This window comes from Propioniciclava flava, from assembly GCF_004126535.1.
GTDB lineage: Bacteria > Actinomycetota > Actinomycetes > Propionibacteriales > Propionibacteriaceae > Propioniciclava > Propioniciclava flava.
The window spans coordinates 42720-66474 of the sequence record NZ_PPCV01000001.1 but is presented as its reverse complement, the minus strand read 5'-3'; the positions used below and the strand labels follow the sequence as shown (position 1 = coordinate 66474).

19 protein-coding genes are annotated in these 23755 nt (G+C 67.9%); 4 read left to right on the top strand and 15 right to left on the bottom strand.

What is annotated here, in order from left to right:
* Window positions 1-14: 14 nt before the first annotated feature.
* A complete protein-coding gene (locus C1706_RS00320; RefSeq protein ID WP_129457218.1) occupies window positions 15-4757 on the bottom strand; it encodes an NAD-glutamate dehydrogenase in 4743 nt (1580 codons plus the stop codon).
* Window positions 4758-4897: 140 nt separating this feature from the next.
* On the opposite strand from C1706_RS00320, the gene C1706_RS00315 reads away from it, so the two are divergent.
* On the top strand, window positions 4898-5374 hold the full coding sequence (locus C1706_RS00315) for a DUF2505 domain-containing protein (RefSeq protein ID WP_129457217.1): 477 nt from the start codon (window positions 4898-4900) through the stop codon (window positions 5372-5374).
* Window positions 5375-5392: 18 nt separating this feature from the next.
* On the opposite strand, the gene gtfA is transcribed toward C1706_RS00315, so the two are convergent.
* The 10 genes from gtfA to C1706_RS00265 all read right to left on the bottom strand — a co-directional run bounded on the left by gtfA (window position 5393) and on the right by C1706_RS00265 (window position 15797).
* Window positions 5393-6877, bottom strand: a complete 1485-nt coding sequence (gene gtfA, locus C1706_RS00310) for a sucrose phosphorylase (protein WP_129457216.1) — start codon at window positions 6875-6877, stop codon at window positions 5393-5395.
* On the bottom strand, window positions 6877-8100 hold the full coding sequence (locus tag C1706_RS00305; protein ID WP_129457215.1) for an SGNH/GDSL hydrolase family protein: 1224 nt from the start codon (window positions 8098-8100) through the stop codon (window positions 6877-6879). The genes gtfA and C1706_RS00305 overlap by 1 nt, the downstream gene beginning before the upstream one ends.
* On the bottom strand, window positions 8097-8891 hold the full coding sequence (locus tag C1706_RS00300) for an alpha/beta hydrolase family protein (RefSeq protein WP_129457214.1): 795 nt from the start codon (window positions 8889-8891) through the stop codon (window positions 8097-8099). Before C1706_RS00300 ends, C1706_RS00305 begins: the two co-directional genes overlap by 4 nt.
* Window positions 8888-9733 carry an MFS transporter gene (locus C1706_RS00295; protein ID WP_129457213.1) on the bottom strand — a complete coding sequence of 282 codons (846 nt, stop codon included), beginning with the start codon at window positions 9731-9733 and terminating at the stop codon, window positions 8888-8890. Before C1706_RS00295 ends, C1706_RS00300 begins: the two co-directional genes overlap by 4 nt.
* A gap of 3 nt (window positions 9734-9736) precedes the next feature.
* Window positions 9737-10051, bottom strand: a complete 315-nt coding sequence (locus C1706_RS14820; RefSeq protein ID WP_164987362.1) for an alpha/beta hydrolase family protein — start codon at window positions 10049-10051, stop codon at window positions 9737-9739.
* A gap of 36 nt (window positions 10052-10087) precedes the next feature.
* Window positions 10088-10735, bottom strand: a complete 648-nt coding sequence (locus C1706_RS14815) for an alpha/beta hydrolase (RefSeq protein ID WP_129457211.1) — start codon at window positions 10733-10735, stop codon at window positions 10088-10090.
* A gap of 101 nt (window positions 10736-10836) precedes the next feature.
* Entirely contained in the window at window positions 10837-11922 is a 1086-nt protein-coding gene (locus tag C1706_RS00280; RefSeq protein ID WP_129457210.1) for a LacI family DNA-binding transcriptional regulator, read from the bottom strand.
* A gap of 2 nt (window positions 11923-11924) precedes the next feature.
* On the bottom strand, window positions 11925-12728 hold the full coding sequence (gene ku, locus C1706_RS00275; RefSeq protein WP_129457209.1) for a non-homologous end joining protein Ku: 804 nt from the start codon (window positions 12726-12728) through the stop codon (window positions 11925-11927).
* Window positions 12729-12776: 48 nt separating this feature from the next.
* Window positions 12777-15338 (bottom strand): DEAD/DEAH box helicase, encoded by a 2562-nt coding sequence (locus C1706_RS00270; RefSeq protein ID WP_129457208.1) that lies wholly within the window; start codon window positions 15336-15338, stop codon window positions 12777-12779.
* Between the two features lie 3 nt (window positions 15339-15341).
* The gene (locus C1706_RS00265) at window positions 15342-15797 is read right to left on the bottom strand and encodes a DUF6912 family protein (protein WP_129457207.1); all 456 of its coding nucleotides are present in this window, start codon (window positions 15795-15797) and stop codon (window positions 15342-15344) included.
* Window positions 15798-15879: 82 nt separating this feature from the next.
* Between C1706_RS00265 and C1706_RS00260 the strand changes: the two genes are divergently transcribed.
* The gene (locus C1706_RS00260) at window positions 15880-16338 is read left to right on the top strand and encodes an Rv3235 family protein (RefSeq protein ID WP_129457206.1); all 459 of its coding nucleotides are present in this window, start codon (window positions 15880-15882) and stop codon (window positions 16336-16338) included.
* Between the two features lie 4 nt (window positions 16339-16342).
* Here C1706_RS00260 and secA read toward each other — a convergent pair whose 3' ends face one another.
* From secA to hpf, 3 genes are all read right to left on the bottom strand, one after another.
* Entirely contained in the window at window positions 16343-19000 is a 2658-nt protein-coding gene (secA, locus tag C1706_RS00255) for a preprotein translocase subunit SecA (protein WP_129457650.1), read from the bottom strand.
* Between the two features lie 105 nt (window positions 19001-19105).
* Window positions 19106-20305: a winged helix-turn-helix domain-containing protein gene (locus C1706_RS00250; RefSeq protein WP_129457205.1), complete on the bottom strand. Its 1200-nt coding sequence runs from the start codon at window positions 20303-20305 to the stop codon at window positions 19106-19108.
* Window positions 20306-20339: 34 nt separating this feature from the next.
* The gene (gene hpf, locus C1706_RS00245) at window positions 20340-20945 is read right to left on the bottom strand and encodes a ribosome hibernation-promoting factor, HPF/YfiA family (protein WP_129457204.1); all 606 of its coding nucleotides are present in this window, start codon (window positions 20943-20945) and stop codon (window positions 20340-20342) included.
* A 218-nt stretch (window positions 20946-21163) separates the two neighbouring features.
* Here hpf and C1706_RS00240 point away from each other — a divergent pair, with 218 nt between their 5' ends.
* Window positions 21164-22561: an ammonium transporter gene (locus tag C1706_RS00240; RefSeq protein WP_241653350.1), complete on the top strand. Its 1398-nt coding sequence runs from the start codon at window positions 21164-21166 to the stop codon at window positions 22559-22561.
* A complete protein-coding gene (locus tag C1706_RS00235) occupies window positions 22558-22896 on the top strand; it encodes a P-II family nitrogen regulator (protein WP_129457203.1) in 339 nt (112 codons plus the stop codon). The genes C1706_RS00240 and C1706_RS00235 overlap by 4 nt, the downstream gene beginning before the upstream one ends.
* A gap of 143 nt (window positions 22897-23039) precedes the next feature.
* Here C1706_RS00235 and C1706_RS00230 read toward each other — a convergent pair whose 3' ends face one another.
* Window positions 23040-23747 carry a ComF family protein gene (locus C1706_RS00230; RefSeq protein ID WP_129457202.1) on the bottom strand — a complete coding sequence of 236 codons (708 nt, stop codon included), beginning with the start codon at window positions 23745-23747 and terminating at the stop codon, window positions 23040-23042.
* Between the last annotated feature and the right edge of the window lie 8 nt (window positions 23748-23755).

The following is a 23755-nucleotide window of genomic DNA, read 5'->3' as shown; positions in this document are numbered from 1 at the left end:
GAGAGAAGTCTGCCTCATGTGCGCCCCACCAACAGGGTCCGAGCCGTCCGCACTGCCACCGACATGCGCGCCAGCGTCGCTTCCTCGCCGGTGATCTCCTCCAGCAGGGCTGCCTCGCGTCCGATGCCGCCAATGGACTCCTGCCACGCGGCCAGAATCTGCTCGGGGTCGCTCAACGCGGGCGCAGCACGCAGCGCGGCGCTCGCCAGATCGGACTGCACCGAAGTGAGGTCGTCGCGCAGCGCCGCCCGGGCCATGGTGTCCCAGCGTGTGGACCGATCCAGTGCGTTGACCCGCTCGAAGACGAGGTCGAGCCCCAGGACCCCGGCCAGACCGAAGTAGACCCCGGCCACCACGTCGAGGGGCCGCTTGAGGGTCCGGGAGAGGTCCACGATCGGCAATGCCTGGTGGGCCCACAGGGCTCGCGCGGACGCGTCCGCAATGTCGTGGGGGACCCCGGACGCCTCCAGTGCCGTGACGTCGTGCGCCATCCAGGTGCGCTGCCGCGCCGTGGCGTACTGGGTGAACGTGCGCAGCACCTCCCCCACGCCCGCAGTGAAGGTCTCGGCCTCGGCACGAATGTCGAGATCGCCGCGGCGATGGTGCAGGAGCCAACGCGTGCCTCGCTCGATCATCTGCTGTAACGCCACCCGCACGCGCACTTCGGCGGCCGCGGGCAGGTGAAGGCTGGGGAGCTTCAACTCGAAGCGCGCAACCGCGAAGATCGTGCGGGCAGCCAACTGCGCCTTGATGACCTCGGTGACGTCGGCGCCTGTCTCCTCCGACAACCTGCTGAAGGCGGTCACCCCCTGAGAGTTCACAAACCGGTTGACCGTCACCGTCGTGACGATCTCGCGCCGCAACGGATGCCGGGCCATGTCGGCGGCGAAGCGTTCACGCACCGGGGCCGGGAAATAGGAGGTCAACCGGTCCGCCAGGTACGGATCGTCGGGGAGTGCAGAGGCCGCCACCAGGCGTTCCAGATAGATCTTCGTCCAGGCCAAGATGGCGGCCAACTCGGGGCGGGTCCAGGCCACCTGGTCGTGGATGCGGCGTACCATCTCCTCCCGCCCTGGCAACCCCTCCAAGTCACGGTCCAGGCCCGCGCCGCGTTCCAGGTGCTGCAACCACGTCTCATAGGCGCCCAGCAGGGAAGGCTTCTGGGCTTGCTCAACGGACAAAGCACGGTTTTGGTCGATGTTGTGGGCCAGCACCAGGCGAGCCACGTCGTCGGACATGGACGCCAGCAGGGTGGCCCGCTCCCCCGCGCTGAGCCGCCGTTCGCTCACCGCCGGCTGGAGCAACACCTTGATGTTGACCTCGTGGTCGGACGTGTCGACTCCAGCGGAGTTGTCGATGAAGTCTGTGTTGATCCGTCCCCCTGCGCGGGCGTACTCGATGCGTCCCCGCTGCGTCCATCCAAGATTGCCGCCCTCGCCCGCCACCGTGGCCCGCACCTCGGCCCCGTTGACGCGCACCGCATCGTTGGCCTTGTCCCCGACGTCGGCATGGGTCTCACCGCTCGCCTTCACATACGTCCCGATGCCGCCGTTCCACAGGAGGTCGACCGGTGCGGTGAGGAGGGCGGAGATCAGCGCGGTCGGCGTCAGGGCGGTGACGTCGGACGCGAGCCCGAAGGCCGTGCGCATCTGCGTGCTGATCGCGATGCGCTTCGCCGCCCGGGAGAACACTCCGCCGCCCGCCGAGATGAGCGAGGGATCGTAGTCGGCCCAGGTCGTCCCGGGGGTGCGAAACAGTCGCTCCCGTTCGACGAAGGACGCCGCCGCGTCCGGGTCGGGGTCGACGAAGATGTGCTGGTGGTTGAAGGCCCCCACCAGTCGGGTGTGACGCGACAGCAGCATGCCGTTACCGAAGACGTCCCCGCCCATGTCGCCGATGCCGACGCAGGTGAAGTCTTCCTCCTGGCAGTCCAGACCCGCCTCGTAGAAGTGCCGCTTCACCGACTCCCACGCGCCGCGTGCGGTGATGCCCATGGCCTTGTGGTCGTAGCCGACCGATCCGCCCGAAGCGAATGCGTCGCCGAGCCAGAATCCGCGCCGTACCGCGATCTCGTTGGCCAGGTCGGAGAAGGCTGCGGTCCCCTTGTCGGCGGCGACGACCAGATAGGTGTCGTCCCCGTCGTAGGAGACGACACGATCCGCGGGCACGACCACGCCAGCAGCCAGGTTGTCGGTCACGCTGAGCAGGGCTTCGATGAACAGCCGATAGCACGCTTGCCCCTCGGCCAGCCACGCAGCGCGGTCCAAACGCGGGTCCGGTAGCCGTTGCGGGACGAATCCGCCCTTGGCGCCGACCGGGACGATGACCGTGTTCTTCACCATCTGCGCCTTCACCAGGCCCAAGACCTCGGTGCGGAAGTCCTCGGGGCGATCCGACCAGCGCAGTCCGCCGCGGGCCACATCGCCGAAGCGCAGGTGGACGCCTTCCACTCGCGGGCTCGCGACGAAGATCTCGTGAGCGGGACGCGGGTGCGGGAGGAGGTCCAGCGCGGTCGGGTCGAGCTTGAAGGCAAACGTTTGCTGCCCGGGGACGAAGGCGTTGGTCCGGCGCATGGCTTTGAGGACAGCCAGGAACAGGCGCGCGATGCGGTCGTGGTCCAGGTTGGTCACCTGGTCCAACGAGGCTTCGATGCCGGCGCAGGCGTCCTCGAAGGCGGCGGTCCGCTCCGTCAGGCTGCCACCGCGCGCCGGATCGAACCGCACCGCGAGCGCATCGACCAGTGCGGCCGCGATGCGCGGGTGGGCCGTGAGCGCGTCAGCGACGTAGGGCTGGCTGAAGGGGATCCCCGCCTGACGCAGATAGCGGGAGATGCCTCGCAACCACGACACCTGCTCCCAGGTCAGCCCCGCATGCATGACCAGTCGGTTGAGTTTTCCCGCGTAGGTGCGCCCCTGATAGGAGGCGGCGAAGGCGTCCGCGAACCGGGCGCGATCGGCCAGCGTCCAGTCCGCAGGGCGCTGCCCGGCCGGGAGGGTGAACCCGAAGTCGTAGACCGACACCGGGGTGCCGCGGAGATCCCACAGGAAGGGGCGTTCGTCCCACACGTCCAGGCCGAGGGCGTCCAGATGTGGCAGGACGCGGGACAGTGACATCGGCTGGGCGGTGATGATCTTGAAGCGCAGGTCGGCGGCATCCCCGGGATCATCGGGGCGATACATGACGAATCGCAGATCATCGGGGCGCGTCAACTGGTTGGCCAACTGAAGGTCGGCGACGGCTTGCCACGGTTCGTGGGCGGACTGGTAGGCCTCACCGAAAATGACCCCGCGAGCTTGGGCGGGCAGGTCCGCTGCCGCTTCGTTGAACTCTTCTGCCCAGCCTCGGGTCGCGGCAACGACCTCGGCCTCCAATGCGGCGCTGTCGAGAGGGGCGCGCACGGACTCCGGATCGGTCTTGACGACGAGCATGAGGCGCGCCATGGGGGCATCGGTCACGGCTACCTGAAACTCCAGCGATGTTCCCCCCAGGCCCGCCAGCAAGACCTTCTCCACACGTTCACGCACCGCAGTGCGGTACCCATCGCGGGGCAGGTAGATCACGGCAGTCCAAAAGCGCCCGTAGGCGCCGGGACGCAGCAGCATTCCGGCTGCGCCGCGTTCCTGGATCGCCGCGGCCTTGGCAATATCGGCGGCCAGGGTTTCGGGGTCCCCTTCGAACAGCAGGTGCCGCGGGAAGGATGCGAGGGTCTGCTCGATCACTTGCCCCGAGTGCGAGGCGGGATCGTGTCCCAGCAACTCGCGGACGCGGGACACCTTGGGGCCGAGGACGGGGACACCCGAGAGGGGCTCGCTGCTCGATCCGGGACTGGGGACACCGAGGAACCGATGCTCCCCCACGATCATGCCCGACGCGGAGAACTCGCGAATACCCAGGTAGTCCAGGAAACCGGAGCGCTGCAGCGGGGAGCGTCGTGAATCGCGGGTCACCACCAGGAGTTGGCGGTCGTCGCGCCCTGGCAGGCGGGCAAAGAACTCTGCTCCGGCGGGGTGGCGTAGCAACCCCAAGCCTGTTTCCACGTCTGGTTCGATCGCATCGCCTTCGACCCGGTAGTGGCGGTAGCCGAAGAAGGTGAAGTGTCCTTGGGTGAGCCAGGTGAGGAGTTCCCCCACCTCTTCGCCGCGTCCCTCCACCCCTGGGGGCGTGGGCCGGGTGTAGGCCACGGCAGCGACGCGCAGGGCCGCTGCGCGCAACGCGTCGGCGTCATCTTCGACGAGTCTGGACGCGGCTAGACCCGCCGAGACCGACTCCAGGAGCGCGGGAATGCGGCCGTCATCCCAGGGGCCCAGGGGCGGATACACCTCGATACTGAGCCACGACTCCTCATGCCCTCCAGGTGCAAGATCGATCAGCACACCGTCGGCGTCGCGCACCACACTCAGGATGGGGTGGGACACGCCGCGTACCGTCCACCCCATTTCCTTCACCCGGGCGAGCGCAGTATCGACCAGGAAGGGCCGATCCTCGGTGACGACGAGGAGGATGAGGGCCTCGCCCTCGACCGGCGCTCCCCCGTCAGGGGCTATCACGGCGACCTGGTCGGTGCCCGGGGGCCGTGTTCGGCCGAGCCGCAGGTGTGCGGCGCACCGAGGCCGATCTACCGGGGGTGCCGCCTGGCCTGGCAGGGTGCCCTCGCTGGTGTAGGCGGCCACAAAGCGAGCCGCCACAGCCTCACGCAGATTCGCGAAAACCTCTTCTGATTCCTCCGACAGCGACGACTTCTTCGCGTCAGCTCGCATGAATGATCGCGCTCCTTTGCGTGTGGATCGTTCACTGCCATGCTAGCCACTGGCCTGGATTCGGGGAACGGCTACCGTCGGCATGCGAGGGACCGGCGCCGCATTTGGTGGAGCGTGGCTGGGCACGGTAATCAAGGGGCATGCATCTGATCACCCGGCTCGACTTCCCGGCGTCCCCCGAGCGTGTCTTCGCGATGGTCACTGACGAGGAGTTCCTCGCCCACGCCGCGGCCGAACTCGGCTCGCCCACCTCCCGCGTCGCGGCCAGCGCGACCCGGACGGCGGTGGAGGGCGCCATCGAGACGCCCGCCCCATTGCGCAGCTTCCTGGGACCGCAGTTGAACATCACGCAGGAGACCGTCTGGGGCGAACCGGACGCGTTGGGCGCCCGGACGGGAGCGGTCACGTTGACCGTGGGCGGCGCTCCGGTGTCACTGACCGGCACGGCCGTGCTGTCCCCCGCTCAGGGCGGCAGCACGCTGACGTATGAGGCCGACCTGGTCGTGCGGGTTCCGTTGCTGGGCCCGCGCCTGGAGACGATGGCAGCGCCCCTGATCACCGACGCATTCGAGGCTCAGGGACGCGTGGGCGACGCGTGGCTCGCCACGCATCCCTGAGCTGCCGCACGCCGCAGATCAGCCCCGCGTCACCGCACAGGTCTTCACGGAGCCGTCTTCTTGATTCCATTCCACGACGCTGGTGCCGTGCGCGGCGTCCACCCCCAACTGCGCCCAGCGCTCACCCAAACGCCAGGTCATCACCAAGTCGGGCCCCTCACCGGACACGGTGAAATCGCCGCTGAAAGCGGGATGCTCACGTCGCAATCGGAGCAGATCGACCAGGGTCGCCGTGAGCGGGTCAGCCAAGGCCTCATCGACCTCGGTGTCGGTGTAGTAGTGGCGGTTGATATCGCGCCCCACACCGGTGCGGGCCAGCAGGTCCATGTCGTTGGTCCCCGCGAGCAAACCCACGTAGTAGATCTGCGGGATACCCGGGACGAACAACTGGAGGGCGCGGGCCGTCAGGTACCGTGCCCGGTCGCGGCCCAGGGCGTCGAAGAAGGTGCAGTTGACCTGGTAGACGTCCACGTTGGACGCGGCCCAGCCCGTCGCCTGGCGCGACTGCCCCGCCGACTCGGTATGGATCCGTTCGACCAGCGCATCCACCGCCTCCCGGGACAGCAGCCCCTCGCGACCAGGCTCAATCTGGTCGGGCCCCACGTCGACCACACCGATGCCGTCGTGGGTGTCCAGGACGGTCACCGCGTTACGCGGCCGGATCTCCAACCAGCGACGCAACGCCGCCGTGTCCCCGGTGTACAGCGTGTGGAGCACCAGCGGGGGCAGCGCGAAGTCGTAAACCATGTCCACACGCGAGGCGATATCGATCTGCCGATGGAAGTGGGAGTGGATTTCGACCAGGACCCGTGCCCCGCGCGCCTGTGCCGCAGCAGTCAGCGCGTCGATGAACGCGTAGGTGTCCGGCGTCATGAAGCACGATGTGCCCGCCGTCTTGACCCCGTAACCGACCGCGTCCAACCGGATCAGCGAGACCCCGGCCCCGGTGAGCGCGTCCAGGACCGAATCCAGGTAGGCCTGCCCCGCAGGGGAGTCCACGTCGATGTCGATCTGCTGCGGCGTGAACGTCGTCCAGACCAGCCGCTTGCGGTCCCCCAGCGTCATGGGGGTCAGGGGAAGCCCCGGCCGTGGGCGGTAGATCCGACACAGATCCTCCTCGCTCACCCCGTCGGGAAACACGCGATCGAGGGTCAAGAACAGGCCTGCATGCTCGGACGCGTCACCGCGAGCGACGACGTCACGAAACAGCGGGCTGTCGGCGGAGACATGGTTGACGATCATGTCCGCCATGACCGCGTGGTCGCTGGCCAGATCGGCCACGTCGGTCCACGTCCCCAGCCGCGGATCGACCTGGGTGTGATCGACGGGATCAAAACCCGCGTCGGCGCCGTCGAACGGGGTAAAGAACGGCAGCAGGTGAACTCCGTCGAAGGCGCCCGCCAGGGGGCCCCTCAGGAGTGCGGCCACCTGCGCGACGCTGCCGCCCAACCGGTCGGCGTAGGCGATCAACTGGGGCCCCGTGCGTGGCGTGGTCGAGGTCATCAGGACTCCTGAGCTGGTGAGACGGGCGCGTCACTGGCGAACGCCCCACCGGGAGCGAACACCATCGAGGCGAATCTAGCGCCCATCCTCTGGTAGATGGGCCCGTCAGGATGCAGGCCGTCGGGCAGCGGGGCGTTCACGGCATCGTCGGGGCCGTACAGGCTGCGTCCATCGAGATAGGAGATGGGCTCACCCGCTGCCGCCCGCACCCGCACCACGTGCTGCAGGTGGTCGCGTGAGGTGGCCAGCGTCAGCGCGCCGGTGGCGATGTCGTCCACGTTCCCGCAGGTGCGTACGCTCAAGGAGCCATCCTCGGCGAAGTCGACGCGGGACGGCCCAGGTACGTCCTCGCTGCCGGGCCACAGGATCGCGGAGAGCAGCACGATCGGGGTGTGGGGATGCCCCCGGCGTACCGCGTCGAGGAAGCCGTGCACGGCTGGCACGAACGTGCGTTCGTCCATGCTCCGCGCCCCGACGATGTTGACGCCAAACGACAACGAGATGACATCGGCGGGAGTCGCGGCGATGGCATCTGCCGTGAAGGGGTCGATCATCGCCTGCCCGGAGAAGCCGAGGTTGATGACCTCGTGTCGGGCCGCCTGAGCCGCCACAACCGGCCACGACGACAGCGGGTCCACCGGGCTGGCGCAATGGCTGATCGAACTGCCGTGGTGGAGCCACACCGGGCGTCCTGACGCGGGGGCGGGCACGATCGAGCCGTCCCCTTGCAACCCCAGCAGGTCCACCTCCATGCCTTGCGGAAGCCAGATCGTGACGTCCTTGACGCCCTCACCAAGCCCGTCCAGCGTCAGAGCCGAGGAGAGGCGATGGCGACGCACGACGGCAACACGCCCGCCGGGACCCACCTCCTCCACCTGGTCGACGCTGGCTCGCACCCGGGCCACGGGGAGGCCTTCGATGGTCGCGACGACGTCGTTGACCGGCCCCTCGATGGGCTGACCAGCATCGTCGCTGAAGTCGACACGCGTACACCGCACGGCCAAGGTCAGGCGCGGGGCGTCCGCGCGGACGCTGAGGCGGACCCCGGACGCCTGACTCGCCACGGTGCGCATGATCTCCGCAGCCGGGGGGAACCGGTCCCAGGACGCCACCGGCAACCGTACGGGCCGCACGCCCCCGTCGTTGCGGAGCAGGTCGAGGTGGCCACTCAACCGCACACTCGTGCCGTCGGGCAGGGAGATGACCTCACCGATGCTCGTCATGCGTGAGCCTCCCCGTGTCCGTGTCGTGCGTGGGCCAGGACCTGCGCGACGACCCGGCGGGCCACGAGTTCGCGGTGCGGGACCGTCATCCAGCCATGGTCGGCATCCGACACGACGTCGAGGGTGGCCTGCTCCAGCACCTCCAGGTAGCGCTCGGCGTAGCGGACGGGGACGAAATCGTTGGTCCCGTGCAGCAGCAGCGTCGGGCCGCGATAGGCAGCCGCCGCAGCGTACGGATCAAAGTGCCGGGCGTCCTCCACCATCGCCGGCCCCATCTTCTGACCGAGGAAGTCGAAGTACCCGACCGTATCGATGCTGGCCAGGGAGCGCCCCTGGATGAAACCTGAGCCGATCTCGTCCACGAAGATGGCTGCGGTGGACAGCATGGTCACCGACCGCAGTGTGCGGGGGCTCGACGCCGCCACAGCGATAGCCTCGACAGCCCCCAGGCTCAGACCGACCAAGTGCAGATCGTCGGCGTCCACCTCGGGGAGGGCCGCGAACGCATCGAGGACCAGGTGGGTGTGGCGGACATCCTGGGTCACGCTGGTGTCGAAGAAGCTTCCGCCACTCTCGCCATGCCCGGCGCGGTCGAAGGCGAGCACGACGACGCCGTGATCCGTCAGTGCTTGGGCAAGATCCACAAAGAACCGAGCCCCCTCGATCCGGTTCCCTCCGAAGCCGTGCAGGAGCACCACGGCGGGGGCGGGCCCCGACACAGCATCGGGCAGGGACAATGTGCCGCGAAGTACCAGATCCTCGACGGTGGTCTCGAACGGGCGAACAATCATCGCTGTCCCTCCTCCATGGCACCCTGAGTGCCGGTCACGAGTCGGGCCGGAGAGGCACCGAGCGGCTCCATTGTCGCCTCCGAGTCGAACTGGTTGGCAGCGCCCTTGCGGAAGCCGACCCAGCCGATCGCAAACCCGGCCGCAGCAAGGACGGCGATGCCGAGGTAGAGGCCCTTAGCGTTGAAGGCCAGCAGCATCGGCGTCACCGCGTTGAGCCCGGCCGCCGCGAACCGCGAGATGCCATAGATGAACCCCTGAGCGGTGCCGCGCATCAGGGTCGGGAAGGATTCCTGCGTCCACACCTTCATGATGGTCTCGAAGCAGAAAGCCCCGGCGACGGTGGCCAGCAGCACCGAGGACAGCACCGTCGCGAAGGTGAATCCGAACAACACGGGGATGAGGTTGGAGAACACGATCAGTTTGCCGCGGTTGTCGTCAGTCGCTGCCTCGGAGATGCTGGCCAAGGCGACGGGAAGGTCCGCCCCCACGCCGAGGCCGATGACCGCGATTCCGAGGAACATGATCCCGAAGTTCAACGAGAGGAACGGGGCGATGGATCCCAGCACGATGAGGACCATCGTCACCAGGAACACGGTGCGGCGTCCGAACCGGTCACCCAGTCGTCCGCCGAGCAACGAGCCGACGGCCACGCCCAGCGCCAGGGCTGCGGTGAGGAATCCGACCTCGTTGGCGCTCAGCCCGGGCTGGCCCGGTTCCATCGACTGGAACAGCACCAGCGCGATGCCGATACCGGTGGTGGCGGCGTCCACGAACGTCGCCATGCCACAGACGAACGCCACCCACCACGGGTGAGGCGTCTTGGCGGTGGACACGACTGACATGGGTTACTCCTTCGTAACGGCCACTGGGGCCTCGGTGTTGGGTTGCGGGAGGTCGCGCAAGGCGTCCTCGAGGAAGGTGAGGGTGGTCTCGACCTGGGGCAAGTCAGCCCCGGGTAGCCAGTTGAGATGCCCGTGCACGACTCCGTCGACGCACAGTTCGCGGACGATGACCCCGGACTCGCGCAGGGTGCGGGCGAGGGTGCTGGTGGAGGCCCGCAGGTCGTCGTACTGACACTCCACTAGTGCGGTGGGCGGCATCTCGATCAGGGGAAGGGCACCCGGATCCAGGGCGTTCGGGTCGTCTAGGTCCTCGCGCACCGTCTGCACCCAGCGCGCATAGGCTGCGGTGTCGAATCAGACGCCAGCGGGCAGATCCGCTAGGGCACGGGCGGTCGTGGGGTCCGGGGCAGAGATGCTTGCGTGATAGAGCCCGTAGAGCCCTAGGAAAGCTGTTGCCGCGGGTGTGCCCGGTGTTCGCTCCGCCACCGACGCGCTCAGGGCCAGGCTGGCGCCCGCGCTCGCGCCCCCGGCTGCAGGGACACCGGCCATGCCCAGCGACTCCCCCGCGCTCGCCAGCCAGGCCCAGGCGCGCCGGGCGTCTCGTAGGGCGTCCGGGTAGGAACTGGTCGCGTAGCCGACGCTCGCGACGATGATTTGCGCGTGCGAGGCCAACTCCAACGCGAGCACATGTGCCTCGCCCCAGTCGAGGGAGCCGTGGGTGAAGCCACCACCGTGGAACCACACGAGTCCCGGAAGGCCTCCCGTGATTCCGCGAGGCCGGTAGAGACGCACCGGGACGGTTCCGGTTGTCGTGTCGGGGAGGTGGAGATGCACCGTGTCGACATCCTGGGGCGGACGCCACCCCTGCTGTGAACGCAGGAAGGTCTCGGGGAGGTGAGGTTGCCCCAGGCCCAGGCGCGCACGCAGGAACGGCGCCAGCAGCACTGGTCCGCCCAGGGGCACTTCAGGCCCCTCGCCCGCTGTGATGCGCTGTTCCACCATCGTTGGCTTCTCTCCTCATCGGCGCCCCACTGCGCCTGCTAAATCGTTATAGCAGGACGATGGTATCTCCCGGGAAGGGGGGTCGCAACTAGGCGGCGTCGTTAGGGAAGCGGCGGCGGCGCGATGGTGCCCGTCCGCCCCAACGGCATGGGCAACAGTTCAACCGTCGGTGAAGGTGCATCCTCCAACACTCGTAGGGCGGCGTGTCGGCCCATGCCCTCCAGGGGCAACGCCAGCGAGGCCAGAGGCGGATCGGTGATGTCGGCCAGTTGGCTCCCATCGAACGACACCAAGGAGAGATCCTCCGGAACGCGCACCCCGTAGCGGCGCAGAGCCCGCATCACACCCAGGGCCAGCCGGTCATTGGCACAGATGATCGCTGACGGCAGCGCTGCACCCACGAGCGTTTCGGCTGCGGCTTGCCCATCGGCGATGTCCCAACCCGTGACGGGAATCGACTCGGCGAGGGCGAGCCCGCTCTCGGCCAGTCGCGCGGTGATCCCCTGAACGCGCAAGTCCAACGCCAGAGGATGCAGGCCTCCCCATTCCTGCCCGCCGCTCATCCCGTCCGGGAAACTACCCAAAAAGGCGATGCGATCACGATGCCCAGCCGTCAGCAGCACCTGCGCTGCGGCCCGCCCCGCCCCCAGTTCGTCCGGGACGACAGCCGTCACGCCCCGATCTGCTACCCCGGCAGGGGGAAGGCAGTTCAACAACACCAGCCGTACTCCGGCAGGCAACTCCGGAATCGCCACATGGCGGGTGAACATGGACGCATAGATCACGCCGTCGATGTGACGATCCACCAGTTGCTCGATCAGCCGACGCTCCATGTCTGCATTGCCCTGCGTTTCGACAGCGAACATGAGCGCGCCATGCGCGTCCAGTTCGCGTAGCGCGCCGCGGACCATGGCGTTGGCGACCGACGTGCTGGAGATGAAGTCCGAGACGAAGGCGTACGCGCCCGAGGTCCCCGTCCGCAAGGTCCGGGCGGTCGCGTTGGGACGATAGCCCAGTTCCTCTGCAGCCCGCCGGACGCGTTCCTTGGTCTCCTCGGGGATCCGCTGGTCGGTCCGTCCATTGAGCACGAAGGACGCCGCTGACGTCGACACCCCCGCCGCAGCCGCCACGTCCGCGAGCCGGACACGTCGGGTCGCCCCTGCCCCGCCTGGTTCCTGAATGTTCACCCTCAGCCTGCCTTCGCGGCAGCCTCCCGCCTCTTCTTCGCGGCCTCCACCGATGCCTTGAGGGCGGCCACGAGGTCCACCACCTCACCGGTGCCCTCACTCGTGGTGGTCGGTTCGGGCACAGGAGTGTCCCCGAGCTTGGCCGCCACCACCTGCTCCAGCGCGTCACGATAAGAGTCGGTGAACTGGCTGGGATCGTAGGGCGCCGTGAGTTGGTCGATGAACATGCTGGCCATGTCGACTTCGGCCGGGCTGGCGGCGACATCCTCGCGGGGCGCCGCGAACTGACCATCACGTAGTTCATCTGGCCACAGCAGTGTCTGCAGCAAGAGCAGATCGCCGTGCGCTCGGATGAGCGCCAGCGACTCACGCGACCGCAGCGCCACCTTCACCACGGCCGCCTTGTGTGAGCGGGCCAGCCCCTCGCGCAGCAAGACGTAGGGCTTCGCGCCGGGGCCGTCGGCTTTGAGGAAGTACGCCTTGTCGTAGGCCGCCGGGTCGATCTCGTCGGCGTCGACGAATTGCACGATCTCCACTTGCTTGGCTGTGGGCAACGGCAGCTCGTTGAAGTCGGACGCCTCCAAGATCACCATGCGCCCATCGGCGGTTTCATAGCCCTTGCCGATCTCGGCGAAGGGGATCTCTTGGCCGCACACCTCGCAGACCCGCTTGTACTTGATGCGCCCGCCGTCGGCTGGGTGCACCTGGCGAAACGAGATGTCCTTCTCCTCGGTTGCCGCATACAACGTGACCGGGATAGTGACCAGGCCAAACGATACGGCGCCTTTCCACGTGCTTCGGGGCATGGCGCCATTCTGGCAGGCGCATCGTCACGCTGTAACCCGGCACAAGGCTCACCACTGCGTCCGGTGTCGCACCGTCAGACCTGCGGCGTCGCCGAACGGCGAAGACCAGCGCAGTGCACGCAGCGCTCCCGCTCCCTCGGGCGATCCCGTGAACAGCACCTCGCCGGGCCCCACATGGCGATGCCAGGACGCGAGAAACGCGTCCACACAGGCCCTGTTCACCCCCAGCACGGCGGGAACCTGATGCCAGATCTCGGTGTCAGGCCGCGGCGACCCGCTTTCGTACCATCGCGGCGCACGATCCTCCCAGCCAGGCCGTGAAACGAGGTAGCGAGGGTGCTCGATGACTCCCAACACCTCGTCGAGGGCCTCAGCGAAGACCTGCGACGCTGCGGCGTCATCGTCGATGCCGGGTGGCACGTCCAGGCGGATGCGTGTCTCACCGTCGGCGGCCACCGACACCGTCACCCCCTCGGCGCCACGGGGCGAGAGACCTCGTTCCTGCAGCGCATCGGCAACGGCCGCGCCGAAGTCGCGCAGCGATGGTCCAGCCACCGCCTTCGCGCGCATCGCGACCGCCCGTCGACGCGTCAGTATCCCCGCGAGCACCGCGCAGATCGTCGTCACGACGAGGGCCGCTGGCCACAGCGACCCGCCCGCCAGGCCACCCACCACCGCAGCAACGACCCCCACCACGAGCACGCTGAGGGGGACCGTGCGGGTCCCCACGGGCGTGAGGACGGGCAACGGGTGCGGCGCACGCCGCCCAGAAACCCTGAGGGTGGCCACCGCGTTCACCCGGTCGGGCGAGACTCGCGCCCACGCCGCGCGGATCCCCTCGGCATCCGCTGAACGCGACAGGGCACGCGCGTTGAGGTTCGGCAGGGATTGTGGCGGCAGGTCCGGGCCCAGCGTCGAGTCCAGGTGGGCAGGGCCCTCCACGACGTCCCCGTACTCGTCCACCGAGAACCAGCCCGCATGCTTGCGTACCAGCCTGCGATAGTCCGCGTCGCCTTGGGGACGCTCGGAGGCCACACAGGTAACGGTCCAATTGACGGCGACCTTGTCCGGGCGTGCTGGATCCGTGCGCAGGGACCGCCCCCGGGTCTGCACGATCGCGGTCGATGTGGTCGCCGATGTCAGATCGATGACGCCGGTGACCGATCGCGCATCCCAGCCCTCCCCCAGGAGGCCCCGAGTCCCGATGAGGACACGGGTCCACCCGGACTCCAGTGCGCGTGTCGCCGCCCGGAGCCAGCCCGCGGAGGTGCCCTCGATCACCACGACCTCCGATCCTGCGCTCGTTCCGGTGAGCCCGGGCAACAGGTGTGCCATAACCTCTGCCTGCGCCCCGATGCTGCTCCCGGTCACGCCCACCGGTCGCGCCCCCGCGATCCTGGGGTCGGCGACGAATGTCTCCAGCAGCCAGCGGACCGACCCGGATTCGGGGGCGAGGACACCGTCCACATCTGCGGGCAAGGCAGCCGCGGACGCATGGTCGGTCAGGACAAGGAGGCGAGCGTCAGGATCCTCGGCCAGCGTCTGGGCCACGATCTCAGCCGCCGCCAGCGTCTTCGCTGCACTACGGGACAGCACACGGTCAACGAGCGGCTGACCTGCGACGATGCCGTGGCGGGTCAGCCGGAACCCCACACCCGGCAGCAGGCCACCCAGGCGACGAGCGCGTTCCCGCTCCGGCTCCGTGCCTTCACGCAACGCCATGAGCCAACCCGAGGCCAGGAGCAGCCAGTCCTCCAGGGTAGGCGGACGCCGGTGCCGCTCCGCCACGTGGGCGTGTTCGGGAAGATCGAGATGCCCGGCCAACGCCAACCGCACCGCCGCATCCGCCGTCTCGCGAGGCAGGTCGCGCCCGTCATGCAGCGCCAGCCAGGTGAGGAGGGGAATGCCTGCGCCATCGGTGCGCAGCAGTTCGGTGACCAGTTCGCTGGCGCGCAGCGCCCGTGCGTCCAGCCATGCGGACTCCGGGGCTGTCGGGGTCGTGAACCAGGCCAACTCGGCGAAGGGGGCCAGGTCACCCTCGGCGACCAGCGCGGGTATGCCCGCCTGATAGGTGATGGACCCAAACAACCGACCGACCCGCTGCGCCTGGACCGGCGTCAGCAGCGCGGGTGGGGTGGCGGTCAGCGCGAGAACCTGTGCGTCGGGCAAACCGCAGACGATGTCGTCGAGGAGGGCGCCCCACACTTGAAGCAGATGATGGCACTCGTCGAGGATCAGGGTGATCGGGCCGGCCTCACGGAGCCGCTCCACCAGCGCGATGCCGTTGGGGTGCAGCCGCGCGGTGCCCTGCACGGCGTCGGATTCTGCGTCGAACACGGCCAACGACTGATACGTCAAGGCGGTGAATCGGGTCGGCAGCGTCCGGTCGGAGCTTGTTGGCCCGCCGGCGACGTCTTCCCACGCCTGACGCCATTGCTCGACGATGGCCAGGTTGGGGCCGAACACGACGACGGGTCTCCCCCACCTCAGGGCCGCCGAGACGCCCACGAGCGTCTTCCCGGCGCCCGGGGGCAGGACGATCCAATGACGCTGATCCTCGCTGGCAGCGATGGCGTCCAGCGCCTCGCGTTGGTGACGCCGTAGCCGCACCGATCAGACCAGGCCTTCCCATTCGGATGGGCCATGCCACAGCAGTTCCGTTGTACGCAGGAGGTCGGTGACCGCCTCGTCCTCCCACGCCGCCTCGAGCGTGCTCTCAGGCAGGATCGCGTGCACAGCGGTGGCCGCCTGTGCCCCGACCGGGTTATCGGCGAAAAGGCTCTCGATGGACTCCCAGGAAACGCCGTCGGCGGCCACGGCTCCGAACTCGGCCGGCTCGATGCCGTCTGCCGCGAACTGTCCCACGGCCACCAGCCGACGGCCGTGACGCAGCAGTCCTTCGATGCCTGCTAGCTCCAGCAAGGTGAGATCCGCGTCCTCGGAATCGGCCACCGGAAGGTCGAAGGTGTCCAGGAAGGACGGCGTCGCGGCGAACCCCGTCACGTCGCGGATGCCCGACTGCGCCCACTGCGCAAGCCCTGCCGGGTCGAGGGGCACGAAGACAAGCATGGGACCAGCATGGCACGTCAGCTTCCACACAGGCGCAGCCGATCGCTGGCTCGGCTGCTCTCCACCGCACCAGACTGCCCGCATGAGTACCCGCCCCCCACTCACCCGGCTCAGCGTTCCGCGCCACCTGATCGACGTGTCGGCACCAGGTGCGGCGGGGCACGACGCGGCCCTCGTGTCGCAAGTTCCCTCAGCCATCACCCACGAGGTCCCCGATCCGGCGCTTGGGCAGATCGCTGCCCGCTTCGCCCGGCTCGTCACCGAGGCGATCACGGGGCGTCGCGCCCCCGCGCAACTGGTGCCGGTGCTGGGTGCACGGTCGGCCGCCGTCCTGCACGGCTTGGGTGCCGTGTCGAGGGATGCCCGCGTGCGCGGCGTCCGGTGGCAAAGCCCCCGCCCCGGTGTCATTGAATCGGCGATCCAACTGGGCTCTCGCAACGGCCTGTGGGCTGTGGCGGTCCGTTTGGAGTATCACCAGGCCAGGTGGCGGGCCGTGGCCCTCGAGGTGGCGCCGCCCGGCGAACGCCACCCCCGTCGATGACGCGTCAGCGACGCTTCTTGGCTCGGCGAGCGGCCCGGTTGGCAGGCTGCTGCGCGCTTCGGCCCGGGGTCGCTTGAGGCGCCTCGTCCTGCTTGTCCACCTCGACGCCCCCGTCATCGCTGGGCCCGGAGTACGTCAACGCTCGCCGAGGAATGTCCTCCGGAGCGCCGGACGCGTCCGTGACGACGCCGACTTGCGGGCCCGTTTGGGTCTGGACTTCGAGATTGAACAAGAACCCGATCGACTCCTCCAAGAAGGCGTCCATCATGGCGTTGAACATGTCCCCGCCCTCGCGCTGGTACTCCACCAGCGGATCGCGCTGGGCCATGGCGCGCAGGCCGATGCCTTCGCGCAGGTAGTCCATCTCGTAGAGGTGCTCGCGCCACTTGCGATCCAGCACCGTCAAGACGATGCGGCGTTCGACCTCACGCATCACCTCGGCCCCCAGCGCCTCTTCTCGTGCGTCGTAGGCGGCATCGGCGTCAGCGACGAAATCGGCGACGAGTTCATCGGCGGTGAGCTGGGTCTCTTCATAGTCGGCGATGTCGAGCCCGACCGGGTACAGCGTCTTGAGTTGCGCCCACAACGCCTCGAGATCCCAATCCTCGCTGAATCCCTCGGTGTGCTGCCGGACGACTTGCTCCACGACGCGGGCCGTGGCAGAGCGCAGTTGCCCATCGACGTTCTCGCCCTCCAGCACGCGGCGGCGGTCCCCGTAGATGGTGTGGCGCTGGCGGTTCATGACGTCGTCGTACTTCAAGACGTTCTTGCGCATCTCGAAGTTCTGGCTCTCGACCATCTCCTGCGCGCTGGCCACGGAGTTGGTCACCTGCTTGTTCTCGATCGGAACGTCGTCGGGGACGTTCAAGATGGTGAGCACGCGGTCGATGAGGTCTGCCTTGAACAACCGCATGAGGTCGTCCTCCAGCGACAGGTAGAACCGCGACTCGCCCGGATCTCCCTGGCGGCCGGAGCGACCACGCAACTGGTTGTCGATGCGCCGGCTCTCGTGGCGCTCCGAACCGACGACGTACAGCCCGCCCAACTCGACGATGTCGGCGTGCTCCAGTTCGGTCTCTTCCTCCAGTTCGGGATACACCCGCGACCAGGCCGCCTCGTATTCGGCGGGGGTTTCTTGCGGGTCAAACCCCTGCGCGCGCACCTGGGCATCGGCGAGGAACTCCGCGTTGCCGCCCAGGATGATGTCGGTACCACGACCGGCCATGTTGGTGGCGACCGTGACGGCCGCCTTGCGCCCGGCCTCGGCGATGATCGCGGCCTCACGGGCGTGGTTCTTCGCGTTCAGCACCTCGTGCTTGACTCCGGCACGGGTGAGGCGCTGGCTCAACAGTTCGGACTTGGCAACCGAAGCCGTACCCAACAGCACGGGCTGCCCCGCCTCGTGACGCTGCACGACATCGTCCACGATGGCGTCGAACTTGGCGCCCTCGGTCCGATAGATGAGGTCAGGCTGGTCCGCGCGGATCATCGGCTTGTTGGTGGCGATCGGCAAGACGGCCAGCCCATAGATCTTTTGGAACTCGCTCTCCTCCGTCTTGGCGGTACCGGTCATCCCGGAGAGCTTGTCGTACATGCGGAAGTAGTTCTGCAACGTGATCGTGGCCAGCGTCTGGAACTCTTCCTTGATCTGCACGTTCTCCTTGGCCTCCAACGCCTGGTGCAGACCCTCGGAGTACCGGCGTCCGGCCAGCGTCCGGCCGGTGAACTCGTCGACGATGACGACCTCGCCCTCGCCGGTCACCATGTAGTCCTTGTCGCGCTTGAACAGTTCCTTGGCGCGGACCGCATTGTTCAGGTAGCTGATCAGTGGAGTGTTGGCCGACTCGTAGAGGTTCTCGATGCCAAGACGGTCTTCCACCAATGCGATGCCGGGTTCCAGGACGGAGACGGTCTTCTTCTTCTCGTCGACCTCGTAGTGCGTGTCGCGGATCATCTTGGTGACCAGGCGAGCAAAGACCGGGTACCAACGATGGTTGTCCTCCGCCGGGCCCGAAATGATCAGGGGCGTGCGCGCCTCGTCCACCAGGATCGAGTCGACTTCGTCCACGATCGCGTAGTGGTGACCCCGCTGCACGCAATCCTCCAGGGACAACGCCATGTTGTCGCGCAGGAAGTCGAAGCCGAACTCGTTGTTGGTCCCGTACGTGATGTCGGCCCCGTAGGCGACGCGCCGCTCAGCGGGCGTCATGTGCTGAAGGATGACGCCGGTCTCCAGGCCGAGGAAGTGATGGATGCGCCCCATCTGATCCGACTGGTACTTGGCGAGGTAGTCGTTGACGGTGACGACGTGCACACCCTTACCGGTCAGCGCATTGAGGTAGCTGGGAAGCGTCGCGACCAGGGTCTTTCCTTCACCGGTTTTCATCTCGGCGATGGTGGCCTGATGCAGGGCGGCCCCGCCCATGATCTGCACGTCATAGTGTCGCTTGCCCAAGACGCGCTTGGCCGTCTCTCGGACGGTCGCGAAGGCCTCGGGCAGCAGCTTGTCGAGATCCTCACCGTTGTCGAGTCGTACGCGGAACCCGGCCGTTTGGCCGCGCAGTTCCTCGTCGTCCATCGCCTCGAAGTCGGGTTCGATGAGATTCACCTGCTTGGCGATCCCCTCGAGGCGCTTGATGGTGCGTCCCTCACCCAGGTGCATCAGCTTGTCGAACAGCCCCACGTTTCCGCGCTTTCCGTCGTCATGTCGCGGACGCCGTGGCTCGGCGTCCCTTGTCCATCGTAGGGGTTGCCTGCTCGGGAATGGTCAAAGGCACTTCGCCAGGGCTGACGACAGCGTGCCGACGGGCTCCACCTGCACACTCCCCAGGCCCAGCCATCCCGCCATCGCCACCAGTTCGTGCGCCAGCATTCGCGCGGTGGGTTCGCCGTTCGACCCAGGCTCCAGCCAGGCTGAGCGCACGCGCAGGACGCCAGCAGCGCGATCCGCCTTGAGGTCCACCCGCGCTGCGGGAGCGTCGCCGGCAAAGAACAGGTAGACGTAATACCCGTAGCGTCGCTGCTGTGCGGGAAGGTAGATCTCAATGCGGTAGCGCGTCCCAAAGAGCTTCTCCAGTCGTTCCCGCTCGAAAACCAGCGAGTCGAAGGGACTCACCAACGCCGCAGCTTCCCACGAACGGGGACGCCGTGCCTCATGCCACAGCCAGTGCGGATCGTTGACACCCGCGATGCTGACGGGTTCCAGTTCTCCCCGGGCCTCCAAGCGCGCGATCGCAGCCCGCACCGCATCCTTCTTGAGGTAAAAGTAGGCGCTCAGCGCTTCCAGGTCGGCCACGCCCAGCGCACGGGCCGCCCGGCCAACCAAGAGGTCGTGCGCCTCGCGATCCTGAAGCCCGGACGCCGCATGAAGGGCGCGCGGCAGGACGCGTTCGCTGCGGTCATAGAGGCGTTCGAAGGCGGTCGTGCGCCCCTCGACAGCCACCTCGCCGATGTCGAAGAGGTACTCCAAGACGTGTTTGGCCTGCGACCAGTTCCACCCCCAGTGCCGCTGCCCGCGCACCTCGTCGCCACTGAGGGCTCGCGGCGTCACCGGACCGTGGGCGTCCGTGTGCGCGAGAATCTGTGACCGCAACTGGGGCCGCTCCGCCATGATCTGCTGGGCCTGACGCCCTGGTCTGCTCTTCAGGCGTTCCATGCGCCAGCGCAGGGCCGGATACAGGCGGGCGTCGATCAGGCTCGCGGCATGACCCCAGTACTCAAACACTCGTCGCGGGCTCGTCTCGCTGGCGCGTCGAAGCAGGTCGACGTCGTAGGCGCCCAGCCGCGTGAAGAGCGGCATGTAGTGGGCACGCACGGCCACATTGACCGAATCGATCTGGAATTGCGCCACGCGATCGATCTCGGTCTGCAGGTGACGCATCGTCACCACCGAGGGCCTCGGTCGACCGACCCCTTGGGCCGCCAGCGCGATGCGCCGGGCCGCCGCGAGCGTGAGTCGGCCGGGCATCAGAAGCACTCCGATGCCCGGCCGACACGGGTGATCATCGCGGCGTGACGTCCAGGTGGATCACGCCATAGTCGTAGGCCTTACGGCGGTAGACGACGCTCGGGGCGGATGTCTCGGCATCAACGTACAAGAAGAAGTCGTGGCCGACCAGTTCCATCTCGTCCAGGGCCTGGGCCAACGTGAGCGGCGACGTCGAGAACACCTTCTCGCGCACGACCAGGGGACCGTCGCCGGTGACTTCCAGGCCCGCGACGCGGCGCACCTCCACGGCCTCCTTGGCGGGCGCACCCTCAGGTGCCGGGAGCGGGGTCTCCAGCGTCTCGGCGAGCCGCAGCCCGCGGTGCACCTTGCGACGGTCGGCTGCCTTGCGCAGTTGCGACTTCATCTTGTCCAGCGCGTGCTCGAAGGCGACGTACTTGTCATCGGCGGACGCCTCGGACCGGATGACCGGCCCCTTTCCGATGAGGGTGATCTCGACACGCATCGCCTGGTCGGGTTGCTTGGTCTGCGTGGCGGATACCTGCACCTCGACCCGTTGCACTCGGTCGCGGAACCGTTCGATCCCTTGGATGCGCTCGGTTGCCTTGCCTCGGAAATCCTCCGAGATAGTGCACCGACGGCCGGTGACGATGACGTCCATGTCAACCTCCTAGTTCGGGTTTGCAGGGGGCACCTCATGCGGGCTGGAGAGCGTTCTCCCCGGTTCCCGATCAGGAGCCTTGCGCAGACCCTAGCGCGTACAGCTGTCACATTCACGTGGTCGGGCGAGCTCGTCTCACCCACGTCGTGAGCCGCACACGCCACGGCACCCCATCGCGCCGACAACATGACCGTAACCTCGGTTAACACTCCTGGAACATGGCGCTCATCGTGACGCAACACTGGTCCGCGAATCTCATCTCCATGACATACGAAATCAGTGCGGGCGATACCGCCTGGGTCCTGACCAGCGCGGCTCTCGTGCTGTTGATGACCCCCGGTCTCGCGTTCTTCTACGGGGGCATGGTCCGCGCCAAAGGCGTGCTGAACATGCTCATGATGAACTTCGTCACCATGGGCACCGTCGGTGTCCTGTGGGTCCTCTACGGCTACTCGATGGCCTTCGGCAACAGCATCGGCGGGGTCGTGGGCAACCCCCTCGACTTCGCCGGCTTGTCCAGCTTGATGAGCGAGGACGCCGTCGTCGGCACCGTCCCGGCTTTGGCCTTCGTGGCCTTCCAGGCCTGCTTCGCCATCATCGCGGTGGCGCTCGTGTCGGGCGCGATCGCCGACCGCGCGACCTTCAGCGGCTGGGTGGTGTTCACCGTCTTGTGGGCCACGTTGGTCTACTTCCCGGCAGCCCACTGGGTTTTCGCCTTCGACGGAACCACCGCTGAGTTCGGTGGCTTCATCGCCAACAGCATCAAGGCGATCGACTTCGCCGGCGGCACGGCGATCCACATCAACGCAGGCGCGGCAGCCCTGGCCTTGGCCATCGTGGTCGGTAAGCGGCTCGAGTTCGGCGTCCGCCCGATGCGTCCGCACAACATGACCCTCGTGATGCTCGGTGCGGCCCTGCTGTGGTTCGGCTGGTTCGGGTTCAACGCCGGCTCAGCGTTGGGCGCCAACACCACCGCTGCGGTGGCCTGGGTCAACACGCTCGCCGCAACCGCCGCAGCCATGCTCGCCTGGCTCGCGGTGGAGAAGATCCGCTACGGCCACCCGACCTCGCTGGGCGCAGCCTCTGGCCTCGTCGCCGGCCTGGTGGGCATCACGCCTGCCGCTGGCTCGGTGAGCCCCCTGGGCGCCGTGGCCATCGGTGTCATCGCCGGTGTCGCTTGCTCCTACGCCATCGGCTTGAAGAACAAGCTCGGCTACGACGATTCGCTCGACGTGGTGGGCGTCCACCTGGTGGGTGGCGTGGTCGGCACCCTGCTGATCGGGTTCCTCGCTGACCCGGGCTCCCCCGCCGGTGTCGCTGGCCTGTTCTATGGCGGCGGCTTCGACCAACTGCTGCGCCAGTTCGCCGGCGCCATCATCGTGCTGGTGTACTCCTTCGTGGTGACCTTGCTGATCGGTTACGCGATCAAGAAGACCATCGGCTTCCGCGTCAGCACCGCCGTCGAACTCGGCGGGATCGACATCGCCGAGCACTCTGAGGTCGGCTACGACCTCTCCCCGGTCTACTACTCGGCCCTGGGAGGCGTCCGACGCAGCCTGCTGGTCGATCCGGCCGAACTACCTGAATCCGAACTCGTCAAGGAGGCGACGAAGTGAAGCTCGTCACAGCCATCATCCAGCCCGTCAGCCTCGACGATGTGCAGCGCGCACTCATCCGCTATGGGGTGAAGGGGATGACCGTCTCGGAGGTCTCCGGGTACGCCCGCCAGCGTGGGCATCGCGAGATGTACCGCGGCGAGGCCATCACGGTGGACTTCATCTTGAAGGTCAAGCTCGAGATCTTGTGTGAGGACTCCGAAGCGGAGTCGTTGCTCACGATCATCGCCGACGCGGCCCGTACCGGCCAGGTCGGGGATGGGAAGGTCTGGGTCACCCCGGTCGACACGGTCGTCCGGGTCCGCACCGGAGAGTTGGGCGTCGCGGCCATCTAGCCACAGACGTACCGCAAGGGCCGGGGTCTCTCCTGAGATCCCGGCCCTTGCGCGTTCCCCCGTCGACCTCCTCGGACGCCAGCCGCGTCGAGTGGCGTTGAGTTCGCTCCCTCGTGACGGGCGACTCGGCCTGCCCCGGGCGCTCAGCCACCGCTTCGGCGCGGTGTGGCGGCCAGCGCGGCACATCCCAAAACGGACGCACGCGCGGCGCGCAGCGCACGTACCGCCTCCCTGATCGAGGCCCCGGTGGTCACGAGGTCATCCACCACCACGACCCGGCGCCCGTGCCAGTCCCCTGCTGCCACGAAGGCGCCGGCCAGGTTCTGCGAACGCCGCTGTGCCCCCAAGCCAGCCTGGTCGCGCACCCCACGGGCGTGGCGTAGCCTCGCCCCCACACCCACCTGCACCCCGACGCCCTGCAGCGTCACAGCGGCGGCTCGTGCCAAACCCCGGGTGGTGTCCCACCCCCGCTCCCTGATGGCGCGCGGAGCTGAGGGAACCGAGACCAGGTACACGCCCGACGCGAGAGCGGGGGCAGCGTGCGCGATCGTCAAGGCCAACACCTCTCCCAGGGGTTGTGCCAGCCACCAGGCGCCCCGCTCCTTGAACGACACCAGGCACTCGCGCCACGGTTCCGCGTAGGTGGTGGCCGCCCACACCGCCACGCCCTGTGGCGCGCCGCCACCCAACTCACCGGCAACGTCGCGTGGAGCGGCGTGTGCCCAAGCCTGTGCGCAACCACGGCACAGCCGTGCGGCGGGTTGCCCGCACCCCGGGCACACCGATCCCCACAGCAGGCAGGCGGCAGCTTCCGTCACCGAGGACAGTTGTTCGTGTATCCCGGGTCTCACGTCGAGAC

Excerpts from the sequence above, each read along its gene's own strand:
- C1706_RS00320 (WP_129457218.1), bottom strand. The coding sequence starts at position 4,757 with ATGCGAGCTGACGCGAAGAAGTCGTCGCTGTCGGAGGAATCAGAAGAG.
- C1706_RS00315 (WP_129457217.1), top strand. The coding sequence starts at position 4,898 with ATGCATCTGATCACCCGGCTCGACTTCCCGGCGTCCCCCGAGCGTGTC.
- gtfA (WP_129457216.1), bottom strand. The coding sequence starts at position 6,877 with ATGACCTCGACCACGCCACGCACGGGGCCCCAGTTGATCGCCTACGCC.
- C1706_RS00305 (WP_129457215.1), bottom strand. The coding sequence starts at position 8,100 with ATGACGAGCATCGGTGAGGTCATCTCCCTGCCCGACGGCACGAGTGTG.
- C1706_RS00300 (WP_129457214.1), bottom strand. The coding sequence starts at position 8,891 with ATGATTGTTCGCCCGTTCGAGACCACCGTCGAGGATCTGGTACTTCGC.
- C1706_RS00295 (WP_129457213.1), bottom strand. The coding sequence starts at position 9,733 with ATGTCAGTCGTGTCCACCGCCAAGACGCCTCACCCGTGGTGGGTGGCG.
- C1706_RS14815 (WP_129457211.1), bottom strand. The coding sequence starts at position 10,735 with ATGGTGGAACAGCGCATCACAGCGGGCGAGGGGCCTGAAGTGCCCCTG.
- ku (WP_129457209.1), bottom strand. The coding sequence starts at position 12,728 with ATGCCCCGAAGCACGTGGAAAGGCGCCGTATCGTTTGGCCTGGTCACT.
- C1706_RS00265 (WP_129457207.1), bottom strand. The coding sequence starts at position 15,797 with ATGCTTGTCTTCGTGCCCCTCGACCCGGCAGGGCTTGCGCAGTGGGCG.
- C1706_RS00260 (WP_129457206.1), top strand. The coding sequence starts at position 15,880 with ATGAGTACCCGCCCCCCACTCACCCGGCTCAGCGTTCCGCGCCACCTG.
- secA (WP_129457650.1), bottom strand. The coding sequence starts at position 19,000 with ATGCACCTGGGTGAGGGACGCACCATCAAGCGCCTCGAGGGGATCGCC.
- C1706_RS00250 (WP_129457205.1), bottom strand. The coding sequence starts at position 20,305 with ATGCCCGGCCGACTCACGCTCGCGGCGGCCCGGCGCATCGCGCTGGCG.
- hpf (WP_129457204.1), bottom strand. The coding sequence starts at position 20,945 with ATGGACGTCATCGTCACCGGCCGTCGGTGCACTATCTCGGAGGATTTC.
- C1706_RS00240 (WP_241653350.1), top strand. The coding sequence starts at position 21,164 with ATGGCGCTCATCGTGACGCAACACTGGTCCGCGAATCTCATCTCCATG.